Genomic DNA, 23,776 nt, shown 5'->3' on the forward strand with positions numbered 1-23,776 from the left:
GACCAACAGAGGGGAAGACTATGACCAAGACATTGCTGACCACAACCTGCCTCGCCGTGCTGGGCCTCGCGCAGGCGGCCTCCGCCGATACGCTTCGGCTGCTGACCTGGGGCGGTTATGCGCCCGACGAGGTCATCGAGCTGTTCGAAGCCGAGACCGGCCACACCGTTGAGGTGACCAAGTCCAACAACGAGGAAATGATCGCCAAGCTGCGCGCCACCGGCGGCGGCGGCTTTGACCTTGCGCAGCCGAGCCAGGACCGCGTGATGGGCCCGCAGATGGAATTCGGCATCTACAAGCCGATCGACGTCTCCAAGCTGAACCAGGACCAGTTCATCCCGTCGATGCTGAAGGCCACCATGGCCAACACCACGGTGAACGGCGATGTCTATGGCGTGCCGCACGTCTGGGGCACCTCCGGTCTGGTGCTGAACACCGCCGAGGCGGGCGATACGGTCAAGGATTACACCGACCTGTGCGACCCGGCGGTTGCGGGCAAGGTGTCCTACCGTCTCAAGCGTCCGACGCTGATCGGTTTTGCCTTCGCCCTGGGCGAGGACCCGTTTGCGGCCTACGGCGACGAAGCGAAGTACAAGGAGATCATGGACAAGGTCGAGGCCAAGCTGACCGAATGCAAGGCCAACGTCAAAACCTATTGGGGCGGCGGCGACGAGCTGATGAACCTGCTGCGCTCCGGTGAGGTCACCGCCTCCATGGCGTGGGACACCGGCGGCTGGAAGCTGAACGACGACAACGCCGACATCACCTTTGTCGCCCCGGCCTCCGGTGCGCTTGGCTGGATCGACACCTTCGTTCTGCCCGCCAAGGGGCAGGCGGACGAGGCGGCCTATGACTGGATCAACTTTGTCATGCAGCCGGAAATCGCGGCCATGATCACCGCGGCGGCGGGCAATTTCACCGCCTCTGCCGGGGCCGACGAATTCGCCGAGGACGCGCTGAAGGCCAAGTATCAGGCCAGCTTCCCGCCCGAAGCCGTCGACAACATCAAGTGGTATCCGCCGGTGCCCGCCGGTCTCGAAGCCATCGAAGGCGACGTTCTGGACCGCGTTCAGGCCGCCAACTGATCTCAATGAAACGGGCGGCATCCGGGTTTCGGGTGCCGCCACACGAACGGACCCCTCCGCATGACCCCTGATCTTGAATGCACCGACCTGGTAAAACGGTTCGGCGAGACGACTGCCGTCGACACTGTTTCTTTTTCCGTGCCGCCGGGCAGTTTCTTTTCGATTCTCGGGCCTTCGGGCTGTGGCAAGACAACGATCATGCGGATGATCGCAGGCTTTCTCGACCCCACCTCCGGGGACATCCGGATCAAGGGCGGCTCGGTTCTCGACACGCCGCCCAACAAACGCCCGGTCAACATGGTGTTTCAGCATCTCGCGCTGTTCCCGATGATGACCATCGCGGAAAACATCGGCTACGGGCTGCGGCGGCAGAAAATGCCGAAGGATCAGATCGCGCTCAAGGTCGATGAGGCGCTGGACCGTATCGGCCTGCCCGGTATCGGCCATCGCAAGGTCGACGAGCTGTCCGGTGGACAAAAGCAGCGCGTGGCCATTGCCCGCTGCATGGTGCTGGAGCCGGATGTGCTCTTGCTCGACGAGCCGCTTGGCGCGCTCGATCTGAAGCTGCGCGAACATATGAAAGTCGAGCTGAAGACGCTGCAGGCGGCCTTTGACACCACCTTTGTCTATATCACCCACGACCAGTCCGAAGCGCTGGTGATGTCCGACCAGATCGCCGTGATGAACGCCGGTCGCTTCGAGCAGGTCGGCACCGGGCAGGACCTGTATTATCGCCCCGAGACCCCCTTTGTCGCCGGCTTCATCGGCGAGGCGAACCGCTGGAAAGGCCGGATCGAACGCGTCGAAGGCGAAGCGTTGCTGATGCGCACGGAGTCCGGCCTTGCCATGCGCGCCACAGCCTCCGGGGCGCTCGTTGCCGGAGAGGCGGCCGAGATTTTCGTGCGACCCGAGTCGATCCGGCTGGCGGGCAGCGCAGAGGCGCTCTCCGGCTTCGACAACTGCCTGCAGGGCACGGTGACCAGCATCCTGTTCAACGGCGCGGCCTCGCGTGTCCTGGTGGAGGACAATGTTGGCGAGACGCTCGAAGTCACGCTGCCGCAGTCCGGCGAATTCGCCAGTCTCAAGCGCGGCGACACCGTGCACATCGGCTGGGGTGCGGCGCAGGCGAGCTGTTTCAAGGGAGCCGCCTGATGCGCGCTGACGCCCGGATCGGATTTTTCCTTCTGCTGACGCCGCTTGTGCTCTGGCTGGGCCTGCTGATCATCATCCCGCATATCGACATGCTGCTGATCTCCCTGCGCGAGCGCATCAGCTTCGGCGTCTACGAGACGAGCCTGACCAACTACGAAAAGGCGCTGACCGAACCGCTCTACCTGCGCACGTTCTGGCGCACGGCGATCATGTCGATCCTCGCCACGGGGATTACCCTGCTGATCGCTTTTCCGGTGTCCTACTACATCGCCAAGATGGCGCGGGGGCGGTTGCAGCAGGTGCTCTTCATGCTGTGCCTGATCCCGTTCTATGTCTCTGAACTGGTGCGGACCTTCGGCTGGATGATCCTGCTGCGCGAGACCGGCCTGATCTCCAGCCTGCTGCAATGGGCCGGTCTCGCCGATCAGCCGGTCGAGATGCTCTACAACGACGCGGCGATGATGGTGGGGCTGGTCTATACCTCCATGTTGTTCATGGTCGTGCCCCTCGTCACCACGCTCGAAAGCCTGGACGACAGCGTGGTCGAGGCGGGCTATGATCTTGGCGGCAACGGCCTGTCGGTGCTGCGCGAGATCATTATTCCCCACGCAATGCCGGGGATTGTCTCGGGCAGTATCGTTGTCTTCATGCTCTCGCTCGGGAATTACCTGACGCCGACCATGCTGGGCGGCAAGGACAGCCTGTGGTTCACCGAGATGATCTACAACCAGTTCATCGTGCGCTCCAACTGGGAGCTGGGCGCGACCTTTGGCTTCATGCTGCTGGTGCTGTCCTCGGTGATCGTCTGGGGCATGTTGCGCCTGACGGGCCGCACGCTGCAAGAAACGATGGGATAAGGCCATGATCCCGACCATTCCCCAATCCCGCAGCTTTCGCATGATCTACGGCGGCTATGTGCTGCTGTTTTTCCTCTATCTGGCCTTGCCGCTGACCGTTGTCGCGGTGTTCGCCTTCAACGACAGCCAGTTCCCCTCGCTGCCGTGGGAGGGCTTTACCTGGAACTGGTTCTTCGGAGAGGACCGCCCGCAGATCGGCGTCTTCCACGAACGCGGCATCCTGCGCGCCGTGGGCACCTCCGCCTTTGTCGCGGTTTGCGTCGCGGTGCTGTCGGTGAGCGTGGGCACCACCAACGCCTTCCTGTTCAACCGTTATGATTTCCGCGGCAAGGGGGCGCTCTACGTACTGATGCTCTTGCCATTGGTCGTGCCGGGGATCGTGCTGGGCATTTCGATCCTCGTGTTTTCCTCGACTTTGGCGAATGGCATCTGGGATCTGGCGCAGATGGATGTTCAGGCGCTGCGCCCGGGTCTGCTGCTGGTGATCCTCGGGCAATTCTCCTTTATCACCACCATCGCGACGCTGGTCATCACCGCGCGGCTGCAAAAATTCGATCGAACTCTGGAAGACGCCGCGCTCAATCTTGGCGCAACGCGGATGGTGGCGGTGCGCACGATCACCATTCCCTTCCTCATGCCGGCCATGATCGGCGCGGTGGTGGTCGGCTTCCTGATGAGTTTCGAGAACTTCAACACGACGCTGATGCTCGTCGGCTCCGATGCACCTTTGACGATCGCCATGTTCGACCGTCTGAAGGAAGGCTCGACGCCGCTGCTCAACGCGGTCTCGCTGCTGTTGATGCTCGGCTCGTCGCTGCTGGCGCTTGTGGTGATCCTGTTTCAGCGCCGTTAGGGACGGGGAAGGGGCCTGCGCTGCCCCGTCCGGGTGGTTGGCTATTCCGACGGCTTCGGCGGCCTGACCGAGTGCCGCGTCCCGCGCCAATTGCCTGGGCGCGGGGCTCGGGGATCAAAGCCGACGCACTCCGCGCACCCGCCCTCAGAGGATCTCATCGGTCCAGACCTTGAAGTCGATCAACGTGTTTTCCCCGAACGTCTGGGTCAGGGGCACATCGGCAGCGTCGCGCCCGCGCGCGATCAGAATGCGCGCGATCATGGGGCGATTGTTGCGCGGATCGAACATCCGCCACTCCCCGTCGAGATAGACCTCCATCCACGCGGCAAAATCGCCCGGTTGATGCGGCTCCGGCTGACCAATGTCGCTGATATAGCCGGTGCAATAGCGCGCCGGAATGTTCATGCAGCGGCACAGCGCGATGGCAAGATGGGCAAAATCCCGGCACACGCCCTGCTGCTCGGCGAGGGTCTGCGAGGCGGTGCGCGTCGCATTGGCCTGCATGTAATCGAACCTGACATGCCCGTGCACGAAATCGCAGATTGCCTGTACCCGCTGCCATCCCGGCGCGACGCCCTCGAACAGGCGCCAGGCTTCCGCCGACAACAGGTCGGTGTCGCAGTAACGGCTGCCCTGCAGAAACACGAGCGTCTCGACCGGCAGATCCTGAACTGCATGCTGCCTTGCGTCGGGGTATACCGGATCGGGCAGACCGGTATCGCGGAAGATGCCATCGGTTTCGAGGCTGAACACGCCGGCGGGCGCCACCAGACGGGTGCACCAATTGCCAAACCCGTCGCGATAGCTTTCCACCGGAACGCTCGGCGTGGTCAACAGATGGTCGGTGCGTTCGAGATCGCCAAAGCGCGAATAATGCACATTCAGGATCGCGATCAGCGGCGTGGGCTGCGGGAAGCTATAGCTCAGACGGCAGCCGATATGGACGCGCATGCCGGGGCTTTGGGGGTGTGATATGGGATGAGGATCATCGTGCAACGATTTGTTTCCTATGAGTAAGGTGCATTTTCGGAGTATTGGCGCCCGAAGCGCGCGCGCCGGGAGGCAGGCCGGGGAAAATCGCACAGTACAGGCCATGGCCGCACAAAGCCAGAGACCGTAAGCAGACCGGCCTGTGCGGCAGCTTTGCCGGGATGGCAATCTCAACGCGCTCTGCAGGCCACTGACCGGATAAGGGCGCGCTGCAGGATTGGCTGGAACAGGGCCTTGTCGATCTGGACAGCCGCGTGTTCATTCGTCGTGGTCATGGATCAGTCACAGAAGGCCGCAAAGGTGTCTCGGTACGCGCGGCTGCGATACGGGCGCGCCTCTCTTACCGCCCTGCCACGGGCCGTCGAACGCCCGCCTGCTGCCCTTTCTCCGCAGGCCATCGGGGTGGATCTGAACAGAGCGGATCGCCCCTCCGACAGGATATAGGCCGCCAGCGCCGACTGTCATCGGCCCCGGGACACGGATGCGGGCGCAGTGGCGCCTGGCCGCGCAGTTCGAAATCCCGTTCTCTGGATGGCCCGGCGCTAGCCGCGTTTGTCCGGGACCATGCGGCCGACATAGGGAACGGTCAGTTCCGCAGGCAGCTCGCTCGGGTCAACGACCCCGATCAGCACGCCAAGATCCGCCGACGATCCCTTGCGCATGCGGTCTATTTTCTCATGCGGCAGCGTTGTTCGCTGCGACGGTCTGCGCGCCCATTGGGCGAGGCGCGCGTACATCCGCGCGATCACCGCCTCATGTGCCGCACTCTGCCCCAGATCGACCAGCTCCTGCGGATCGGCCTTCAAATCAAACAGCATCGGGCGAAAGCCGCCTTCGAAATGGATCATCTTCCAGGTCTTGTCCGCCACCATGAACATGCGGCCTTCCTCCGGTCCCAGCCCGAGTTTCGTGGCCAGTGGCGTCATGGAATAATCGTATTCGCAGACCACATAATCGCGCCGCGCGCCGTCCGCTTTGCCGTGCAGCAGGGGCATCAGCGATCTGCCCTCCAGAACATGGCGCACCGCATCGACATCGCCGCCCGCCGCCTCAAGGAAGGTCGGGGCAAGGTCGATGCATTCCACCAATGCGTCGCAGACCGAACCGCGTGTGGCGTCGGCCTCTTGTGACGGGTCGTAGATGATCAGCGGCACCCGGGTGCTGGCGTCATGGAAGAACGTCTTCTCTCCAAGCCAATGATCGCCAAGGAAATCCCCGTGATCCGAGGTCACCACGATCAGCGTGTCCTGCATCCGGCCCGTCCGCTCCAGCCAGTCGAACAAAACGCCCATCTGGTCGTCACATTGCTTGATCAGCCCCATGTAGGCGCGCAGCACCTTGTCACGCACCGCATCGCGGGAAAACGCCTTGCCGACGGGCGCGTTCATGAACCCCTTGAAGACCGGATGCGCCTGATCCGCCTCCTCGGCGCTGCGCACGGGCGGCAGGAAATGCTCGGGGCCGTACATGGCATGATAGGGCGCGGGCACGATGTAGGGCCAGTGCGGCTTTATGTAGGACAGGTGGCAACACCACGGCTGATCGCCCTGCGCTTCGATGAAGTCCATGCCCCGGCGCGTCAGGTAGGGTGTTTCGCTGTCTTCCTCGCGGATATTCGCGGGGGCATCGGCATTGTTCAGGAACCAGCCCGACAGCACGCTGCCATCCGCGCCGATCCCCGAATTGGCATAATCGTGCCAGGGATTGTCGCTCTCATAGCCCTTGTCGCGCAGGTATTCGTTGTACTTGAGCGCGCCGCCCGCGTCGTAAAGGCCCATCGGCCCCTCGGGGCGCATGCCGTCATCGCGCTCGAAGATGTCAAAGCCGCATTCCGAAACCCGTGCGCCGATCACGCTGTCCGGCTCGATCCCGAGGCGGCGCATGCCCTCCGCATCGGCGGCCATATGCGTCTTGCCCACCAGCCAGCAGCCCATGCCCGCGTCGCGCAGATAATCGCCCATCGTGCGCTCGCCCACCTTGAGCGGCACGTTGTTGTAGCAGGCGCCATGCGAGTGGACGTAGCGGCCGGTATAGGTCGACATCCGCGACGGACCGCAGAGCGGCGATTGGATATAGGCGCGGTCAAACCGCACTCCACGCGCCGCGAGCCGGTCGATGTTCGGCGTGTGCAGGTGGGGATGGCCATAACAGGACAGGTAATCCCAGCGCAGCTGATCGAACATGATGAAGAGTATATTTCTGGCTTTGGCCATGCGTTTTTGTCGAAGGGACGCATCGAGCGCGGCCTCTCCGATCCTCCCTGGATCTGTCCGGGGCAAGGCTAGCGCGCTTCCGGGGGGCGATAAAATACACATTCCGCCAAGCCCACGGAAATCTTCCTTGTCCGGCGGGCGCGCGCAGCAGTGTCCCGCTCCGGCGGCAACAGAAATCAATCGCGACGGCTGCGGGCTTTCGGCGGCGGCGGGGGTGTCGTACCCTTTGCGCAAGCATCAAAGGAGACGGACATGAAGATCACCCGAAGCGGCAGCACGCCCTCTACGAAGGGGCCCGCAGAGTGGTTCACCGGAACGGTGCGTATGGACCCGCTGTTCCGCGCCGAGGACCCGGGCCGCGCCGCGGGCAGCCACGTGACATTCGAGCCGGGTGCGCGCACCGCCTGGCACACCCATCCTGCCGGGCAGACTCTGATCGTCACCTTCGGACGGGGCAGGGTGCAACGCGAAGGCGGCCCGGTCGAAGAGATCAGCCAAGGTGACGTGGTCTGGTTCCCGGCGGGCGAGAAACACTGGCACGGCGCGACACCGGACACCGCCATGAGCCACATTGCCATTCAGGAGGTCATCGACGGAGAGGCCGTGACATGGATGGAGAAGGTCACGGACGGCGAGTACGGCGCGGCCTGAGGCGGGCCCGATTTGTCACGCGCCGGCGTAGCATCCGCACCGCAGTTGACGGCAAATATGGTGCGGATCGTCGAATCGGGTTTGAACCCCGGCCGGTTTCCCCCTTCATGGCGAGGAATCCGGTCCGCGTTTGCGCGGCCCGGAGTTATGGCCTGATATGTCCGGAGACACGCCCATGCTGACACGGCGCACGATGATTGCTGCTCTATCCACCCTTGCCATGCCCGCGCTTTTGCGGCCTGCCTTCGCCGCGCCCGCAGATTGGGATGCCTGGGACGCGCAGGTGACACCGGAGAATTTCGACCTCGGCAGCAGCAACCCATGGGGATTGCACAAGCGACTGCTTCCGGTCCGGGTCAAGGCCAATCCCGGCCTGAAACCGGGGGATATCCACGTCGATGCGGTGGCGCGCTATCTCTATCACATTCACGAAGACGGCTTTGCGATGCGCTACGGCGTGGCCATCGGGCGCGACGGTCTGTACGAGCCGGGCGTCTACACGATCAAACGCAAGTCGAAATGGCCGGGCTGGACCCCGACCCCGACGATGATCAAGCGTGAACCGGACAAATACGCCCGCTGGGAAGAGGGCATGCCGCCGGGACCGGGCAATGCGCTGGGGTCGCGGGCGCTCTATCTCTATGTGGGCGATCGCGACACCTACCTGCGCATTCACGGCACGCCCGCGCCGCGCTCCATCGGCACACGGGCCAGCTCGGGCTGCGTGCGCATGGTGATGCCGCATATCAATGCGCTCTACGACGAGGTGGACACCGGTGTGACCGCCTATCTTTATCCAACGGATGGCAGCGGGCTCTGACCCGCCGCCGTGCCTGCGTCAGCTTTGCGCGCGGGTGCAGATCGGGTTGCCGGCAGTCGTGCGCAGCGGCAGCTCGGTCGTCTCCACCGGTCCGCGATGGGTGTACCAGTAACAGCCGTCCTCGGCCTTGATCCGGGCTGTGCTCAGGTCCTGAAACGGCGCCGCAATCGACGAGACGGACTCCGGGACGGTCACGATCCCGGGGGATGCCGCGCCGCCGCCGGGCACCGGCTCGCAGGCCGCCACGGCCGACAGGATCAAGGGACAGAGAAGAAGCGCGAAAGGTCTGGTCATCTGGGCCAATCCGGTTTGTGATTTTTCGAACAGGACTATGTCCTCCCGAAGCCAGAGCCGCAAGCGCCGAGCGCGCCGGGGCCGCCCGTCAAACCCGGACTGCGGGCGTGGTATCCCTTCACCACCCGCACACCGGGCGCGTGTGCCCCCCATGAAACTCTGGAAACCACCGGTTCGGGGCGCTACAGAGTCCCCAACACCCGTCATGTCGGCGGGGTGTCCGACGGGAGACCCGCATGAAGTTCCGCTTTCCGATTGTCATCATCGACGAAGATTTCCGATCCGAGAATTCCTCGGGACTCGGGATCCGAGCGATGGCGGAAGCCATTGAAAACGAAGGGTTCAGTGTGCTCGGGGTCACGAGTTATGGCGATTTGAGCCAGTTTGCCCAGCAGCAGTCCCGCGCCAGCGCCTTCGTTCTGTCGATCGACGACGAGGAATTCAGCGCCGGTCCCGATCTCGATCCGGCGGTGGTCAACCTGCGCAATTTCATCGAGGAAGTGCGCTGGAAGAATGCCGATGTGCCGATCTATGTCTATGGCGAAACCAAGACGTCGCGGCACCTGCCCAATGACATCCTGCGCGAGCTGCACGGCTTTATCCACATGTTCGAGGACACGCCCGAATTCGTGGCGCGTCACATCATCCGCGAGGCCAAGAGCTATCTGGAGTTCATCCAGCCGCCGTTCTTCAAGGCGCTGCTGGATTACGCCGAGGATGGCTCGTACTCGTGGCATTGCCCGGGGCATTCCGGTGGCGTGGCCTTTCTCAAAAGCCCCATCGGCCAGATGTATCACCAGTTCTACGGCGAAAACATGCTGCGCGCGGATGTGTGCAACGCGGTGGAGGAACTGGGCCAGCTGCTGGACCACAACGGCGCCATCGGCGATTCCGAGAAGAACGCCGCGCGGATCTTCAATGCCGACCACTGCTTCTTTGTGACCAACGGCACCTCGACCTCGAACAAGATGGTCTGGCACCACACCGTTGCCCCCGGTGACGTGGTCGTGGTTGACCGCAACTGCCATAAATCCATTCTGCATTCGATCATCATGACCGGCGCGATTCCGGTCTTTCTCAAACCCACGCGCAACCACTGGGGCATCATCGGCCCGATCCAGCGCAGCGAGTTCGAGCCAGAGGCGATCAAGGCCAAAATCCGCGAAAACCCGCTTTTGAAGGACTATGACGCCGACACTGTGCAGCCGCGCATCATGACGGTGACCCAATCCACCTATGACGGCGTCCTCTACAACACCGAGGTGATCAAAGGCATGCTCGACGGCTGGGTCGAGAACCTGCATTTCGACGAGGCGTGGCTGCCGCATGCGGCCTTCCACTCGTTCTATGGCACCTACCACGCCATGGGCAGCAAGCGTCCCCGCACGCAGAAATCCGTGACCTATGCAACGCAATCGGTGCACAAGCTGCTCGCCGGGATCAGTCAGGCCAGCCATGTCCTTGTGCAGGACGCCGAAGAGACCAAACTCGACCGGCACCTCTTCAACGAGGCCTACCTGATGCACACGTCCACCAGCCCGCAGTATTCGATCATCGCCTCGTGCGATGTGGCGGCGGCGATGATGGAGCCGCCGGGCGGCACCGCGCTTGTCGAAGAGAGCATCGTCGAAAGTCTCGAATTCCGCCGCGCCATGAAGAAGGTCGGCAAGGAATACGCCAGCGATTGGTGGTTCAAGGTCTGGGGGCCGGAGGACTTTGACGAAACCGAGGATGGCATGGGCCGCGCCGAGGACTGGGAACTCAAGCGCACCGACAGCGAGGGGCTCGAAAGCGGCGGCAAGGACAGCTGGCACGGATTCGGCGACATGGCCCGCGGCTTCAACATGCTCGACCCGATCAAGGCGACGATCATCACGCCCGGCCTCGATATCGACGGCAACTTCGGTGACACCGGCATTCCCGCCTCCATCGTCTCCAAATACCTGACAGAGCACGGCGTGGTGGTTGAGAAGACCGGGCTTTACAGCTTTTTCATCATGTTCACCATCGGCATCACCAAGGGGCGCTGGAACACGCTTCTCGCGGCGCTTCAGCAGTTCAAGGATGACTTCGACAAGAACCAGCCGCTGTGGCGTGTCATGCCGGAATTCTGCGGCAAGCAAAGCCGGTACGAAAAGATGGGCCTGCGCGATCTGTGCCAGCATGTGCATGCGATGTATGCGAAATATGACGTGGCACGGCTCTCGACGGAGATCTACCTCAGCGATCATCACCCGGCGATGACGCCCACCGACGCCTACGCCCAGATCGCCCGCCGCAAGACTGAGCGCGTGCCGATCGACGCGCTCGAAGGGCGCATCACGACCTCGCTCGTCACGCCTTACCCGCCCGGCATTCCGCTGCTGATCCCCGGCGAGGTCTTCAACCGGAAGATCGTCGAATACCTCAAGTTCAACCGCGAATTCGCCAAGGAATGCCCCGGCTTCGAGACCGACATTCACGGTCTGGTGCAGGAAAAGGGCGAGGATGGCCTGATGCACTACTTCGCCGACTGCGTGGCAGCGTAACGGATGGGGCAGGGCCGTCGCGGCGGCCCTGCCTGCCCCTCCCGTTGCGCCAATCCTGCGCAGGCGTGCAACCAACGGATGCACCGCCTGAAGTCGCCTCATTGTCATGGTAGAGCGTGAAAAACAGGCAGATCCGCCCGCATTCGATGCAGGGTGTGATTAAAATTTGATCGAAATGGGCCGGTGTGATGCAAAATGCGTCACTTTGCGCCGGCCCGGCCGCAATTCAAGGCAAACCCGTTCCCTCCGGCCCTTGCGCCCCGAATAGTTCGGACGCATCCAACCCAGGAGGATTCCTTGTACACCCGTTTCGCATCCGCAGCCTTTGCTGCCTCCCTTGCCGCCCTGAGCTTCACCGGTGCGGCCTCTGCCGAAACCGACGTTCCCTTCGCCCTCGACTGGAAATTCGAAGGGCCTTCGGCGCCGTATTTCCTCGCGATCGACGCGGGGCTTTTCGCGGACGCCGGTCTGTCAGTGGAAATCTCCGAAGGCAAAGGCTCGCTCGACGCGATTCCGAAGGTCGCCACCGGCGCTTTCCCGGTGGGCTTTGCCGACATCAACAGCCTGATGCGCTTTCTCGATCAGAATCCCGACGCGCCGGTCAAGGCCGTCATGATGATCTACGACAAGCCTCCCTTTGCCATTGTTGGCCGCAAGTCGCTGGGCGTCGAGACGCCGAAGGACCTCGAAGGCAAGGTGCTCGGCGCGCCGCCGCCGGACGGCGCTTGGGCGCAGTTCCCGATCTTCGCCGCCGAGAACGATCTGGACGTCGATGCGATCACGGTCGAGCCGGTCGGCTTTCCGACCCGCGAGCCGATGCTGGCCGAAGGCAAGGTGGCCTCCGTGACCGGCTTCTCCTTCTCCTCCACGCTCAACCTCAAGCGCCTCGGCGTGCCGCAGGATGACATCAGCGTTATCCTGATGGCGGACAATGGCGTCGCGCTTTATGGCAACGCCATCATCGTCAACACCGACTATGCCGCCGAAAACCCGGAGATCGTCACCGGCTTCCTCGGGGCGATCGCGGCCGGTTGGAAAGGTGCGATCGCCGATCCGGGCGCGGCGGTCGATGCGTTGCTCAAACGCAATCCGGCGGCGGACAAGGAGCTCGAAACCGAGCGACTGCAAATGTCCATCGACGCCAACGTGCTCACCGATTACGTCAAGGCGAACGGCCTCGGCGGGATCGACGCCGACCGCATGGCCACGGCCATCGAGCAGACCAAATCGGTCTACACCTTCAGCGCCGAGCCGGAGATGTCGCTCTATTTCGATGACAGCTACCTGCCTGACGCCGCCGCGCGCATGCTGCAGTAAGGCCATGGATCTCCGGCGGCGCTTTTGTGCTGCCGGGGATCACGCAACCCCATGACAAATCTCATTGAAATCAAGGGCGTGACCCACGCCTACAAAACGCCGAGCGGCCCGCTTCCGGTGCTCGACGATCTCAACATCGCCGTGCCCGAAGGCGAGTTCGCCGCCGTTGTCGGCCCCTCGGGCTGTGGCAAATCCACGCTTACACGGCTTGTTGCCGGGCTGATGAAGCCCGATCAGGGCGAGGTCTGGCTGCACGGGGCGCTGGTCAAATCCCCGCGCAAGACCGTTGGCATGGCGTTTCAGAACCCGGTGATGCTGGAATGGCGAACCATCCTTGAAAACGTCATCCTGCCGCTGGAAATCGTCGCGCCCTCCATGCCGCGCGCCGACCGTGTGGCCCGCGCCATGGAATTGCTGACGCTGGTCGGGCTTGATGGGTTCGAGAACAAACGCCCCTCCGAGCTGTCGGGCGGGATGCGCCAGCGCGCCTCGCTCTGCCGCGCCATCGTGCACAAGCCCGACGTGCTGATCATGGACGAGCCCTTCGGCGCGCTCGACGCCTTCACCCGCGAGGACCTGTGGCAAACCATGCACGCGCTGCGCGCCAAGGAGCCCTTTACCGCCGTGCTGATCACGCATGACCTGCGTGAAAGCGTCTATCTTGGCGATCAGGTCATCGTGCTGTCGGGCCGTCCGGCCACTACGCAATACGTGCTGAATGTGCGCTATCCGGGGCAGGGCGGTCTGCGCCAGCTGGACGGGCTTTACACCCCGGAATGCTCCGAGATGCTGGCCACCCTGCGCGAGCAGATCAAGATCGCCCAGGGGCGACAGCCGGAGGCCGCGCACTGATGCAGACCGTCAAGAAAATCGCGATCCCGGTGATCGCCATCGTGCTGTTCCTTGCGTTCTGGGAATTCCTCGTCTGGGTCAACGGCTGGCCGAATTACGTCATGGCCTCGCCCTCGGATCTGCCCGAAGCCTACGCGAAATTCTGGAACCTCTTCCTGATCGGCAGCTGGCAAACGCTATGGCGCACCGTTGCAGGGCTGGCGCTGGCGGTGATCTTCGGCACGCTGCTCGGCATGATCATGGGCTTCAGCCGCGTCGCCCGCGATGCGCTTTATCCCTTGCTCGTCGGTTTCAATGCGGTGCCCAAGGCGACGCTGGTGCCGGTGCTGGCGCTGCTGTTCATCGGACAGCACAACTTCAACACGGTGCTGATGGCCTTCCTCATCAGCTTCTTCCCGATTGCCGTTTCCGTGGGCATTGGCCTGTCGACGCTGGAGCCGGAATACCGCGATATCCTGCGCTCTCTGGGCGCCAGCCAGGTCACGATCTTCCGCAAGATCGCTCTGCCCAAAACCCTGCCGGAGTTCTTTGGCGCGTTGAAGGTCTCCGCGACGCTGGCCTTCATCGGGACCAACCTTGTCGAGATCATCTCGCCGCATGGCAAGGGGCTGGGGGCGCTGTTCCTCTCGGGGCAGACGAACTCGAACTATCCGCTGATGTTCGCGGTGCTGATCGCGCTCGCGGTGCTGGGCATCGTGCTCTATTACGCGGTGGTCGCGCTTGAACGCATTTTCGCCGGCTGGGCCGAACGTCCGCAGCATTGATCTTCCGGCAGGGGGGGCGCATCGTGCGTCCCCCTGCGCATTTCATGCCAATTCCCGGCCGATGCCGTCTGCGCCAAAAGTCTGAGCGCGAGGGCGGCGGCTTTTGTGCTATGATCCCCTCAGGGGAGAGTGCAGAGGATGATCCACCATCGCCACGTAGATGAGATCGAACGCGTTCTGGATGGTCGGGCCACCGGACGCGACAGCGCGGTCTCCGCGTCATGGCGGCGCTGTGTCGAGGTCTACGGCATGGACCCGACACGCTCCGATCCGGCGCATATCGTCACCGAAACCGAGCTGCGAGAGCACCGCGATCAGGCCGAATGGATGATCGGCGCGGCGCGCTCCGGGCTGCAAAGCCTGTTCCGGCAGGTGGCTGGCCAGAATTACGTGCTGTTGCTCACCGATGCGCAGGGGGTTTGCGTCGATTTCTTTGGTGACACCCGGTTCACCGATCAACTTCGGCACACTGGCCTCTACCTTGGCGCCAATTGGTCCGAGGATCTTGCCGGGACCTGCGGCGTCGGCGCCTGCCTCGTGACCGGGGAGCCGGTGACGATCCATCAGGACGATCACTTCGGCAATGCCCATACCGCGCTCTCCTGCACCGCCGCGCCGATCTATGACAGCCTCGGGCAACTGGCCGCGGTGCTGGATATCTCGCTCCTGCGCTCGCCCGCTCCGAAAAGCAGCCAGAACCTCGCCATGAACCTTGTCATGGCCTCCGCACGCCGGGTGGAAATGGCCAACCTCATGGCCAGCAGCCGCCGCGATTGGGTGCTGCGCCTGTCTTCGTCGCCCGAGTTTCTCGACGTCGATCCCGAAGCTGCGGTGAGTCTTGATGGCGCGGGTCGCATCATCGGCTTTACCCGCGCCGCCGGTCGGATGCTGGGCGAGGGCAAGCCGCTGATCGGTCGCCGCATCGACGATCTTCTTGGCCTGTCCGTTGACGATCTGCCCGACCTGATGCGCGATCGGCCCACCGAAGAGCGCATTGTGCCGCTGCCCGACGGCGGCGCGGTTTTTGGCCATGCCATCGCGCCGCAAACCCCGCGCAGCGCTGCCCCCGCGCGGCGTGCCACGGGCGGGGCGCTATCGGGGCTGGCGGGAGCCGATCCGGTGATGACCCGGCTTTTGTTGCAGGGCGAGAAACTCGCTGGCACCGCCATTGCACTGCTCATCACCGGGGAGACCGGCACCGGCAAGACCAAGCTCGCGCGCGCGATCCACATGGCCTCCCGCCGCGAAGGATTCCTGAGCGTCGACTGCGCCGGGCTGAGCGTCGCGCAGTTGCACGAGCAGACCGCCTGCGCCCATCCCGCCACGCTGCTCCTGCGCCGGGTGGAGGATCTGCCGCCGCAGACCTGCGCCGCGCTGCCGGGCTTTCTCGACACCCGCCCGGACCTGCGGGTTCTGTCGACCAGCGGCCTCGATCCGGCGCGGCCGAACGGGCCGAACGGCCTGCCGGGTCCGCTGTATCACCGTCTTGCCGGAACAACGCTGAGGTTGCCGCCCCTGCGCCAGCGTCAGGACCTTGGCTGGCTGATGGAGCGGGTGCTGCGCCGCAAAAGCGGCGGCGAGCTGCGCCTCAGCCCCTCGGCCCGCGCCGAGCTGATGGGCCGCGACTGGCCCGGCAACCTGCGCGAACTGGCCAATGTGCTGGAGGTGGCCGCCGCTCTTGCAGAAGGCGATGTGATCGACCTGCCGGACCTGCCCGCCGCACCGCAAAGCGCTGCCCAACAGGAAGAGAGCCTCGAATCCGTTCTGGACGCCTGCGGCTGGAACATGGCCCGCGCGGCGCGGCGGCTTGGCGTCAATCGCTCCACCGTTCTGCGCCGGATTCGCAAGGAAGGGTTGCAGCCGCCCGCCTGATCCGTTGCGTCCCGTTGCGCGCGCAACATGCTGCACCGCCGCAAGCGCCGCCGCCGCCGAAACGGCCCGATTTTCATGGATCGACAGCGCGCGACGCCGCGATACTCCCGCCATCACATTGCCGACGAGGAGGAAACGCGATGCTTGATTCAACCGTGACATCACAGACGCAGGAGATGCTGGACAGCCTGAACGCTGCCCTGCAGGCAGGCGATGCCAAGGCCGCCAGCGCCCTGTTTGCAACCGACAGCTACTGGCGCGACCTGGTCGCGCTGACCTGGAATCTCAAGACGGTGGAGGGGCCGTCCGGGGTGAAGGACATGCTAAGCGCACAACTCAGCCACACCAAACCGCATAATTTCCGGATTCAGGATGGCGAGATCCCCGGTGAGGACGGCGGCGTGATCACGGCCTGGATCACCTTCGAAACCGACGCCGGGCGCGGCTGGGGCCTGATGCGGATCAGGGACGGTCGCATCTGGACGCTGCTCACCGCCTTGCAGGAACTCAAGGGCTTCGAGGAAAACCGCGGGACGCGCCGCCCCATGGGCGCCGAACATGGCGCGAAAAAGAACCGCACCACATGGCAGGAGAGCCGCGAGGCAGAGGCGGCCATTCTCGGCTACACCGAGCAGCCCTACACCGTCATCGTCGGTGGCGGGCAGGGCGGCATCGCGCTTGGCGCGCGTCTGCGCCAGCTTGGCGTGCCGACCATCATTCTCGACAAACATGACCGCCCCGGCGATCAGTGGCGCAGCCGCTACAAGTCGCTCTGCTTGCACGATCCGATCTGGTACGACCATCTGCCCTATATCAAATTCCCGGACAACTGGCCGGTCTTTACCCCCAAGGACAAGGTCGGCGACTGGCTGGAGATGTACACCAAGGTCATGGAGCTGAACTACTGGACCCGCTCCGAAGTGCAATCAGCGCAGTATGACGAAGCCAGCGGCACATGGACCGTCACCGTCAACCGCGACGGCGAAGAGGTCACGCTGAAGCCCACCCAACTGGTGCTGGCCACCGGCATGTCCGGCAAACCCAACATGCCGGACTTTCCCGGCATGGAGCGCTTCAAGGGCGAGATTCAACATTCCTCGCAGCACAAGGGCCCCGACGACTGGACCGGCAAAAAGGTGGTTGTGGTGGGCTCCAACAACTCCGCCCATGACATCTGCGCCGCGCTCTGGGAGGCGGACGCCGATGTCACAATGATCCAGCGCAGCTCGACCCATATCGTGCGCTCGGACACGCTGATGGATATCGGTCTTGGCGCGCTCTACTCCGAAGAGGCCGTGGCCAGTGGCATGACCACCGAGAAGGCCGACATGGTGTTTGCCTCGTTGCCCTACAAGATCATGCACGAATTCCAGATCCCGCTCTATGACCAGATGCGCGAGCGCGATGCGGAGTTCTATGCCGGGCTGGAGAAGGCCGGGTTCGAACTGGACTGGGGCGACGATGGCTCGGGTCTGTTCATGAAATACCTGCGGCGCGGGTCGGGCTATTACATCGACGTCGGCGCCAGCCAGCTGATCATCGACGGCGAGGTGAAGCTGGTCAAAGGGCAGGTGGACCACTTTGACGAGACCGGCGTGGTGCTGTCGGACGGCACGCATCTCGATGCGGATCTGGTGGTCATGGCCACGGGCTATGGCAGCATGAACGGCTGGGCGGCCGATCTGATCAGCCAGGACGTCGCGGACAAGGTCGGCAAGGTCTGGGGCCTCGGCTCCGACACCACCAAGGATCCTGGCCCATGGGAGGGCGAGCAGCGCAACATGTGGAAGCCGACCCAGCAGGACCACCTGTGGTTCCATGGCGGCAACCTGCACCAGTCGCGGCACTACTCGCTCTATCTCGCCTTGCAGCTCAAGGCGCGGATGGAGGGGATGGATACCCCCGTCTACGGGCTTCAGGCCGTGCATCACACCGCCTGACCCGTCGCTTGCGTGAATCGCGCGGCCTGCCGTTCCCGGGCTGGCCTGTGAAGGCGCGATCACAGGGGCAGGCCGTCCGGTCCGCCCTCAGGATGTCCCGGCAAGATCCTCCCGCCGGGGCATCTCTGCGATCTGATCCGCCGCACGCCGCAGGTCCTGCAACAGCGCCGCGCGCGCGGTCTGCGCCTCCGTGCCGCTCAGTCGCAGAATGTAACTCGGGTGATAGCTGACAAGGACGGAGCCGCCATCCCGCGCGGTTTCGATCCCGCCACGCCGCGCTGTCAACGCCCCGCGATCCCCGGTCAGCGCATAGGCCGCCGTTGCCCCGAGCGCCACGGTCAGCCGCGGCCGGATCAACCGCCGCTCCAGATCGAGCCACCACCGGCAGTGGTCGATCTCGTCGCGGTCGGGGTTTTGGTGCAGGCGGCGTTTGCCATTCGGTCGAAACTTGAAATGCTTGACCGCATTGGTCATCCAAACCGGCCCGATGCGCGCCTCCGCCATCACCTCCCGCAAAAGCTGCCCGGCCGGGCCGACAAAGGGTCGTCCCGCCAGATCCTCCTGATCACCGGGCTGCTCGCCGACGATCATCAGCGGCGCCTGCGCCGGACCCTCGCCCCAGACCGTCTGCGTGGCGGCCTCGCACAATCCGCAGCGTCGGCAGGTCCGCGCCGCCGCCTGCGCGTCCTCCAGCGTTGCGGGGGCCTCTGTCACCGGGGTCTGCGGCAGCCGGTCCAGAATTCGCGCGGCCCGCGCCGGGGCCTGCGTCGGCATGGCATCCCGCATCGCCTGAACCCGGCCCTCCGCCGCCTCCAGCATGCCGGGGATCAGCTCTGTCTCCGGCAGGTTTTTCCAGTATTTCAACGGCATCTCCGACCGCATCGCCTTCAGGTGCAAGCGCGCGGGGTTGAAGATATTGGCAAAATACGTCCCCCAAAGCGCCTCTGACGCATCCTGCGGCAAATCGGGGCGGGGGGCTGCCGGGTGAAAGCTCAGCCCGCCCGCCACAAAGGCCGCAACGCCCTGCGGCGTGGCGATGGTCCAATCCATATCGGCAAACCGCTTGGCAAAGAACGGCGTTGCCTGCTCCAGAATGTGGTGATCGGGTTCGAACCAGGCGCCGAACCGGCGCCGCTCGCCCGCCTGAGGCAATTCCCGAAACCGCACGAAAGCATGCATCTTGTGCATGTCCCGTCCCACGGCCTTCGACAGTTTGGCAAGCCGCCGCGCCAGGGGATCCGCCGGATTTGACAGCAACGAACGCTGTTTCTGATGCCGGTGCAGCGCCTCGTAGAGCAGGGCGGGCCCGCCTGGATCGCTGTGGCACAGCACGCTTTTGGCCAGCGCGGGAAAGTCCTTCGAACTGGTCACATGATGAATGCCGGTCTGACCGGGCACCGGCTTTCCGCCAAACAGATCGCCGTCGCCGCCCCGGTGCCATGTCACCTGCTCGGGCGGCACCCCATGGCTCAGCAACCGCCGCGCCGCATCGCGCCACACCTCGAAAAACCCAAGGTCCGGAAGATCGACCCGGTACATCAGAACAGGCTCAACTGCTCCGGCTGCGGCAGGAATTTCGCGCGCAGACCGTCGCTGTCCGTCAGGGCCCCGGGCGACCAATCGGGCGTGCTGACAAAGCTCTTGGCTTTGCCCATGATCGCCCCGATCCGCAGCAAGTCGCCATAGCGCAGCACACCGGACCGCCGCGCCTTCAGGATGCGCCCCACGGTCTTCGTGCCGAAGCCCGGCACCCGCAGCAGCATCTCCTTGCCAGCCCGGTTCACATCCACCGGAAACTGCCCGCGATGCGCCAGCGCCCAGGCCAGCTTCGGGTCGACGTCCAGATCAAGATTGCCGGACGGGGTCACCCCGGCGATCTCCTCCACCTCGAACCCATAAAACCGCAGCAGCCAATCGGCCTGATACAGCCGGTGTTCGCGCATCAGCGGCGGTTTGATCAACGGCAATGCAGCCGAGGAATCCGGGATCGGCGAGAAGGCCGAATAATACACCCGGCGCAGCCGGTATCCGGTATAAAGCCTTGACGCGGTTGTCAGAATATCCTGATCGTTGGCAGCATCGGCGCCCACGATCATTTGCGTCGACTGCCCGGCGGGCGCAAATCGCCCCGGCCGCTTGCCGCGAAAGGACCGCTCCTTGCTTTCCTCCTGTTTGAGACGCACCGAGGCCATGGCTGACCGGATCGTCTCCGGCTTCTTCTGTGGCGCCAGCGCGCGGGTGCTGTCATCGCGGGGCAACTCGATGTTCACCGACAGGCGATCCGCATAAAGCCCTGCGTCGTCGATCAGCTCCTGCGAGGCCTCCGGGATCGTCTTGAGATGAATATAGCCCTTGAACCCGTGCTCCTCCCGCAACATCCGCGCAATGCGCACCATGTCCGCCATGGTGCTGTCCGGACTGCGAATGATCCCGGAACTGAGGAACAGCCCTTCGATGTAATTCCGCCGGTAGAACTCCAGCGTCAGGCTCACCACCTCCTCGGGACTGAACCGCGCCCGCTCCACGCCGCTGCTGACCCGGTTGATGCAATAGGCGCAATCGTAGATGCAGAAATTCGTCATCAGGATCTTCAGCAGGCTGATACAGCGTCCATCTGGCGTGTAGGCATGGCAGATCCCGCTCCCCCCGGCACTGCCGATCCCTCCCTTGGTGGAATCGCGCCGCGTCGTGCCGGAGGAGGCACAGGAGGCATCATATTTTGCCGCATCGGCGAGAATGGCGAGTTTGTCTTGAAGGCTGCGTTGCATGAGAACGAAAATAGAACATCAGTCGCGGCAATCAATGCTTCTTTAAGGGTGCGCTGCATTTTTGCATGAAGGCCCCGGTGCCCCCCGTGTCTTTTGCCATACCGGCGCTATCTCTCTGTTTTCGAAGGAAGGGTGACGATCATGACAGGTGCAGGTACGGGACAAGCGGCGCTCGCGGTCATCGGGATGGGACCGCGCGGCCTCGGCGCGCTCGAGTCGTTGGCGGCCCGGCTGCTGGAGGAGGGGCGCAGGCTGGCGGTTCATGTCTACGAGCCGTTCCACGCCCCCGGCGCCGGTCCCAATTTCGATCCTGCCGAAAGCCCGCTCTGCCTGCTGAATATCCCGCATCGTGACATCGCGATTCGCCCACCGGCTTATTCGCCCACCGGCAGCTTTGCCGATTGGCTGGGCGGCACACCGGATCCGGATGCCTTTCCCCGCCGCGCCGATCTCGGCCGCTATCTCGAAGCCCGCTTTGCCGATCTGCGCAACTGCGGCGCGCTCGACATCACGGTGATCCGCGAGCGTGCGATCTCGCTCCGCAGGCTCGGCCGCGATTGGGTTCTGAAAACGGCGTCCGGCCATGCCGGGCGCTATGCCGAGGTGTTGCTCACCCTTGGGCAGCCAAAGACGCGCCCGGACCCGCAACTCGCCGACTGGCAGGCCCATGCCGCCGATGGCCGCGCGACCCTGGCGCAGGCCTATCCCGCCGCCGCTCTGCAAGAGCAGGCGCAACAGTGGCAGGGCCGTACCATCGCCATCCGTGGCCTTGCGCTGTCCTGTTTCGACGTGATGCGCGTTCTGACCCTGGGGCAGGGCGGGCGTATCGAGCAGGGGAGCTATCGCGCATCCGGGGCCGAACCCGCCCGCATTCTGCCGTTTTCCCTGGACGGCAAGCCACCATTCGCGAAGCCTGAAACCAAAGCAATCGATGACCGTTTCACGCCGCGTGCCATCGAAACCGATCGCTTCTCGCAAGCCCTCGACCGGGCCGTGACGCTCGATCCCCATGGCGCCTGCGCGGCCTTGACCGAGGCGCTTGCCCCCGTCGTCGCGCGCATCCTTGAGGAAACCGGCGCCGCCTTCGACAGAACGGCCATAACAGACTGGCTCCGCGCCGAATGGCAGGATCCGGGTGTTCAGGAAACCGGCACCGCACTGGATTTGCTGCGGCGGGGCCTCGCCCTGGCCACCGGTGCGGAGCCGCCGACCATCGGCTATGCCGTGGGGCAGGTCTGGCGCAAATGGCAGGACGCGCTGCGCGTCGGCTTCAATCCGGTGCATCACGCGCCGCAAACCGCGCAGACCATCCTGAATTTCGACGAGAGCCTGAAGCGCTACAGCTATGGACCGCCGGTCAGCGCCCTGCGCGAGATGTTGGCTTTGGTCGAGCACGGCCTTGTCGACCTTTCCTGTGCCGCCGATCCCGAGATCACGTTGCGGGACGAAGGCTGGCGGCTGAACGAAACCCCGGTCACGGTCATGATCGACTCGGTCTTGCCCGCGCCAAAATTGCGCATGCTGGATGCGCCGCTGCTCGACGGTCTCATGGATCAGGACAAGGTGTGTGCCCGCGGCGATGGGCTCGCCGCGAATACCGCCGCCGACGGCAGCGTTCTGGGTCCGGACGGCAGCCGGGCGCCGGGCCTGTGCCTGCTTGGGCGTCTTGCGCTTGGCAGTGTGATTGCGGCGGATTCGCTGCATGATTGTTTCGGGGCGTCGGGAGATCGCTGGGCAGGGGGCGTGCTGTGCCGGATCGCATGACGCCATGGAACCGGGCCCTTCCCATTCTTGCGCCTATTCTTCCGGATATGAATTTCAATCCGGCTGTAGCCGTGATTTTTTGAGCTGATGCTGTCAAACGTCAGATTGAAAAAGGAGTTTTTCATGACCATGCGTCCGATGTGTCTTGCCATCTCCCTGGCCGCAACGCTTGCGGGTCATTCCGCCTTTGCGGATACCTTGCCGGAGCCGACGGACCCCGTGATCCTCACGATCACCGGAGCAATCACGAACACGACGTCTGGCGGGGCGGCGCAATTCGACCTCGCGGCGCTCAAGGCCCTGGGCGAGAGCGAGATCGTCACGGAAACCATCTGGACATCTGGCGTCCGAACATTCACCGGCGTTCGGCTGCACAAGCTGCTCGATCATGTCGGTGCGGAGGGGGAGACGCTGAGCGCGTATGCCATCAATGATTACCGGGTGGAAATTCCTGTCTCAGACGCGACACAGGACGGTCCGATCCTCGCATATGCCATGGACGGGGCCGCCATGTCGCGGCGCGAGAAAGGCCCGCTGTGGGTGATCTATCCGTTTTCCGACTCCGCCGAATTCCGCACAGAGGTGATCTACGCCCGAAGTATCTGGCAATTGGACCGAATCGTCGTCGACGAGTGATCCCTCCTCAGCCGCCCATGTGAAGAAACGCGATAACGCAGCCATCCCGCAAGAAAAGCGCTTCGTCCAGTCGCTGTATTTGGCGCTCGTTTACCAGAATGACGAGCTGGCCGTTCTGGAACTTTTCCAACGCCCGCTGCAGACTCGCGGGCAAGTGATCCGGCCGGACCTTGTCGTCAACGCCACCGTCCGGCTCGGCCCGGTGCACCTGTAGCGCGATCAGTTCAGCCACTGTGGTGCGCGGCGAGTCAAGCACGATCCGACGCTCCGTCCCTCGCGGTCCCACGAGGCTCTCGTCGCGCAGAACAACGGAAATGGCAGAGGGTTGCTCTCGCGATGTCGGGTCCGGCATTGGCACACGTAGGAAAGTTTCTGTTTTCCAACCTGAAAATGTGACCCAACCGTGTCATTTCCACGATG

Annotated in this window: 20 protein-coding genes; 14 read left to right on the plus strand and 6 right to left on the minus strand. The window is 63.9% G+C overall.

What is annotated here, in order from left to right; genetic code table 11:
• The first annotated feature begins 20 nt into the window (after positions 1-20).
• The 4 genes from ACN2XU_RS04045 to ACN2XU_RS04060 are packed head-to-tail and all read left to right on the plus strand — an operon-like array spanning position 21 to position 3,947.
• Complete coding sequence (locus ACN2XU_RS04045; RefSeq protein WP_419409118.1) at positions 21-1,085, plus strand: extracellular solute-binding protein; 1,065 nt, start codon at positions 21-23, stop codon at positions 1,083-1,085.
• A gap of 60 nt (positions 1,086-1,145) precedes the next feature.
• Entirely contained in the window at positions 1,146-2,237 is a 1,092-nt protein-coding gene (locus tag ACN2XU_RS04050; protein ID WP_419409119.1) for an ABC transporter ATP-binding protein, read from the plus strand.
• Positions 2,237-3,094, plus strand: coding sequence for an ABC transporter permease (locus ACN2XU_RS04055; protein ID WP_419409120.1), 858 nt, complete (start codon positions 2,237-2,239; stop codon positions 3,092-3,094). Before ACN2XU_RS04050 ends, ACN2XU_RS04055 begins: the two co-directional genes overlap by 1 nt.
• Positions 3,095-3,098: 4 nt before the next feature.
• A complete protein-coding gene (locus ACN2XU_RS04060) occupies positions 3,099-3,947 on the plus strand; it encodes an ABC transporter permease (protein ID WP_419409121.1) in 849 nt (282 codons plus the stop codon).
• Between the two features lie 144 nt (positions 3,948-4,091).
• Here the strand turns inward: ACN2XU_RS04060 and ACN2XU_RS04065 are convergent, their stop codons facing one another.
• Positions 4,092-4,898, minus strand: coding sequence for a transglutaminase-like domain-containing protein (locus tag ACN2XU_RS04065; RefSeq protein ID WP_419409122.1), 807 nt, complete (start codon positions 4,896-4,898; stop codon positions 4,092-4,094).
• A gap of 581 nt (positions 4,899-5,479) precedes the next feature.
• Positions 5,480-7,150 (minus strand): sulfatase-like hydrolase/transferase, encoded by a 1,671-nt coding sequence (locus ACN2XU_RS04070; RefSeq protein WP_419409123.1) that lies wholly within the window; start codon positions 7,148-7,150, stop codon positions 5,480-5,482.
• Between the two features lie 252 nt (positions 7,151-7,402).
• Between ACN2XU_RS04070 and ACN2XU_RS04075 the strand changes: the two genes are divergently transcribed.
• Positions 7,403-7,801 (plus strand): (R)-mandelonitrile lyase, encoded by a 399-nt coding sequence (locus ACN2XU_RS04075; RefSeq protein ID WP_419409124.1) that lies wholly within the window; start codon positions 7,403-7,405, stop codon positions 7,799-7,801.
• 175 nt (positions 7,802-7,976) lie between these two features.
• Positions 7,977-8,621 (plus strand): L,D-transpeptidase, encoded by a 645-nt coding sequence (locus ACN2XU_RS04080; protein WP_419409125.1) that lies wholly within the window; start codon positions 7,977-7,979, stop codon positions 8,619-8,621.
• An 18-nt stretch (positions 8,622-8,639) separates the two neighbouring features.
• Here the strand turns inward: ACN2XU_RS04080 and ACN2XU_RS04085 are convergent, their stop codons facing one another.
• On the minus strand, positions 8,640-8,915 hold the full coding sequence (locus tag ACN2XU_RS04085; RefSeq protein ID WP_419409126.1) for a hypothetical protein: 276 nt from the start codon (positions 8,913-8,915) through the stop codon (positions 8,640-8,642).
• A 236-nt stretch (positions 8,916-9,151) separates the two neighbouring features.
• On the opposite strand from ACN2XU_RS04085, the gene ACN2XU_RS04090 reads away from it, so the two are divergent.
• The 6 genes from ACN2XU_RS04090 to ACN2XU_RS04115 all read left to right on the plus strand — a co-directional run bounded on the left by ACN2XU_RS04090 (position 9,152) and on the right by ACN2XU_RS04115 (position 18,188).
• Positions 9,152-11,443 (plus strand): Orn/Lys/Arg family decarboxylase, encoded by a 2,292-nt coding sequence (locus tag ACN2XU_RS04090; protein ID WP_419409127.1) that lies wholly within the window; start codon positions 9,152-9,154, stop codon positions 11,441-11,443.
• A 297-nt stretch (positions 11,444-11,740) separates the two neighbouring features.
• Positions 11,741-12,760, plus strand: coding sequence for an ABC transporter substrate-binding protein (locus ACN2XU_RS04095; RefSeq protein ID WP_419409128.1), 1,020 nt, complete (start codon positions 11,741-11,743; stop codon positions 12,758-12,760).
• A 51-nt stretch (positions 12,761-12,811) separates the two neighbouring features.
• Positions 12,812-13,612: an ABC transporter ATP-binding protein gene (locus ACN2XU_RS04100; RefSeq protein ID WP_419409129.1), complete on the plus strand. Its 801-nt coding sequence runs from the start codon at positions 12,812-12,814 to the stop codon at positions 13,610-13,612.
• Positions 13,612-14,376, plus strand: a complete 765-nt coding sequence (locus ACN2XU_RS04105) for an ABC transporter permease (protein WP_419409130.1) — start codon at positions 13,612-13,614, stop codon at positions 14,374-14,376. Before ACN2XU_RS04100 ends, ACN2XU_RS04105 begins: the two co-directional genes overlap by 1 nt.
• Positions 14,377-14,514: 138 nt before the next feature.
• Complete coding sequence (locus ACN2XU_RS04110; protein WP_419409131.1) at positions 14,515-16,248, plus strand: sigma-54-dependent Fis family transcriptional regulator; 1,734 nt, start codon at positions 14,515-14,517, stop codon at positions 16,246-16,248.
• 140 nt (positions 16,249-16,388) lie between these two features.
• Positions 16,389-18,188 carry an NAD(P)/FAD-dependent oxidoreductase gene (locus ACN2XU_RS04115; protein WP_419409132.1) on the plus strand — a complete coding sequence of 600 codons (1,800 nt, stop codon included), beginning with the start codon at positions 16,389-16,391 and terminating at the stop codon, positions 18,186-18,188.
• A gap of 87 nt (positions 18,189-18,275) precedes the next feature.
• On the opposite strand, the gene ACN2XU_RS04120 is transcribed toward ACN2XU_RS04115, so the two are convergent.
• Both ACN2XU_RS04120 and ACN2XU_RS04125 read right to left on the minus strand, forming a co-directional pair.
• Positions 18,276-19,727: a UdgX family uracil-DNA binding protein gene (locus ACN2XU_RS04120; RefSeq protein WP_419409133.1), complete on the minus strand. Its 1,452-nt coding sequence runs from the start codon at positions 19,725-19,727 to the stop codon at positions 18,276-18,278.
• On the minus strand, positions 19,727-20,956 hold the full coding sequence (locus tag ACN2XU_RS04125) for a putative DNA modification/repair radical SAM protein (RefSeq protein WP_419409134.1): 1,230 nt from the start codon (positions 20,954-20,956) through the stop codon (positions 19,727-19,729). Before ACN2XU_RS04125 ends, ACN2XU_RS04120 begins: the two co-directional genes overlap by 1 nt.
• Positions 20,957-21,097: 141 nt before the next feature.
• Between ACN2XU_RS04125 and ACN2XU_RS04130 the strand changes: the two genes are divergently transcribed.
• Entirely contained in the window at positions 21,098-22,720 is a 1,623-nt protein-coding gene (locus ACN2XU_RS04130; protein WP_419409135.1) for an FAD/NAD(P)-binding protein, read from the plus strand.
• 123 nt (positions 22,721-22,843) lie between these two features.
• Positions 22,844-23,356 carry a putative pterin-binding protein gene (locus ACN2XU_RS04135; protein WP_419409136.1) on the plus strand — a complete coding sequence of 171 codons (513 nt, stop codon included), beginning with the start codon at positions 22,844-22,846 and terminating at the stop codon, positions 23,354-23,356.
• A 7-nt stretch (positions 23,357-23,363) separates the two neighbouring features.
• Here ACN2XU_RS04135 and ACN2XU_RS04140 read toward each other — a convergent pair whose 3' ends face one another.
• Positions 23,364-23,708, minus strand: coding sequence for a hypothetical protein (locus ACN2XU_RS04140; RefSeq protein ID WP_419409137.1), 345 nt, complete (start codon positions 23,706-23,708; stop codon positions 23,364-23,366).
• Positions 23,709-23,776: the final 68 nt, after the last annotated feature.

Origin of the sequence: Pacificoceanicola niger (assembly GCF_048553275.1) — a bacterium.
Lineage (GTDB): Bacteria > Pseudomonadota > Alphaproteobacteria > Rhodobacterales > Rhodobacteraceae > Pacificoceanicola.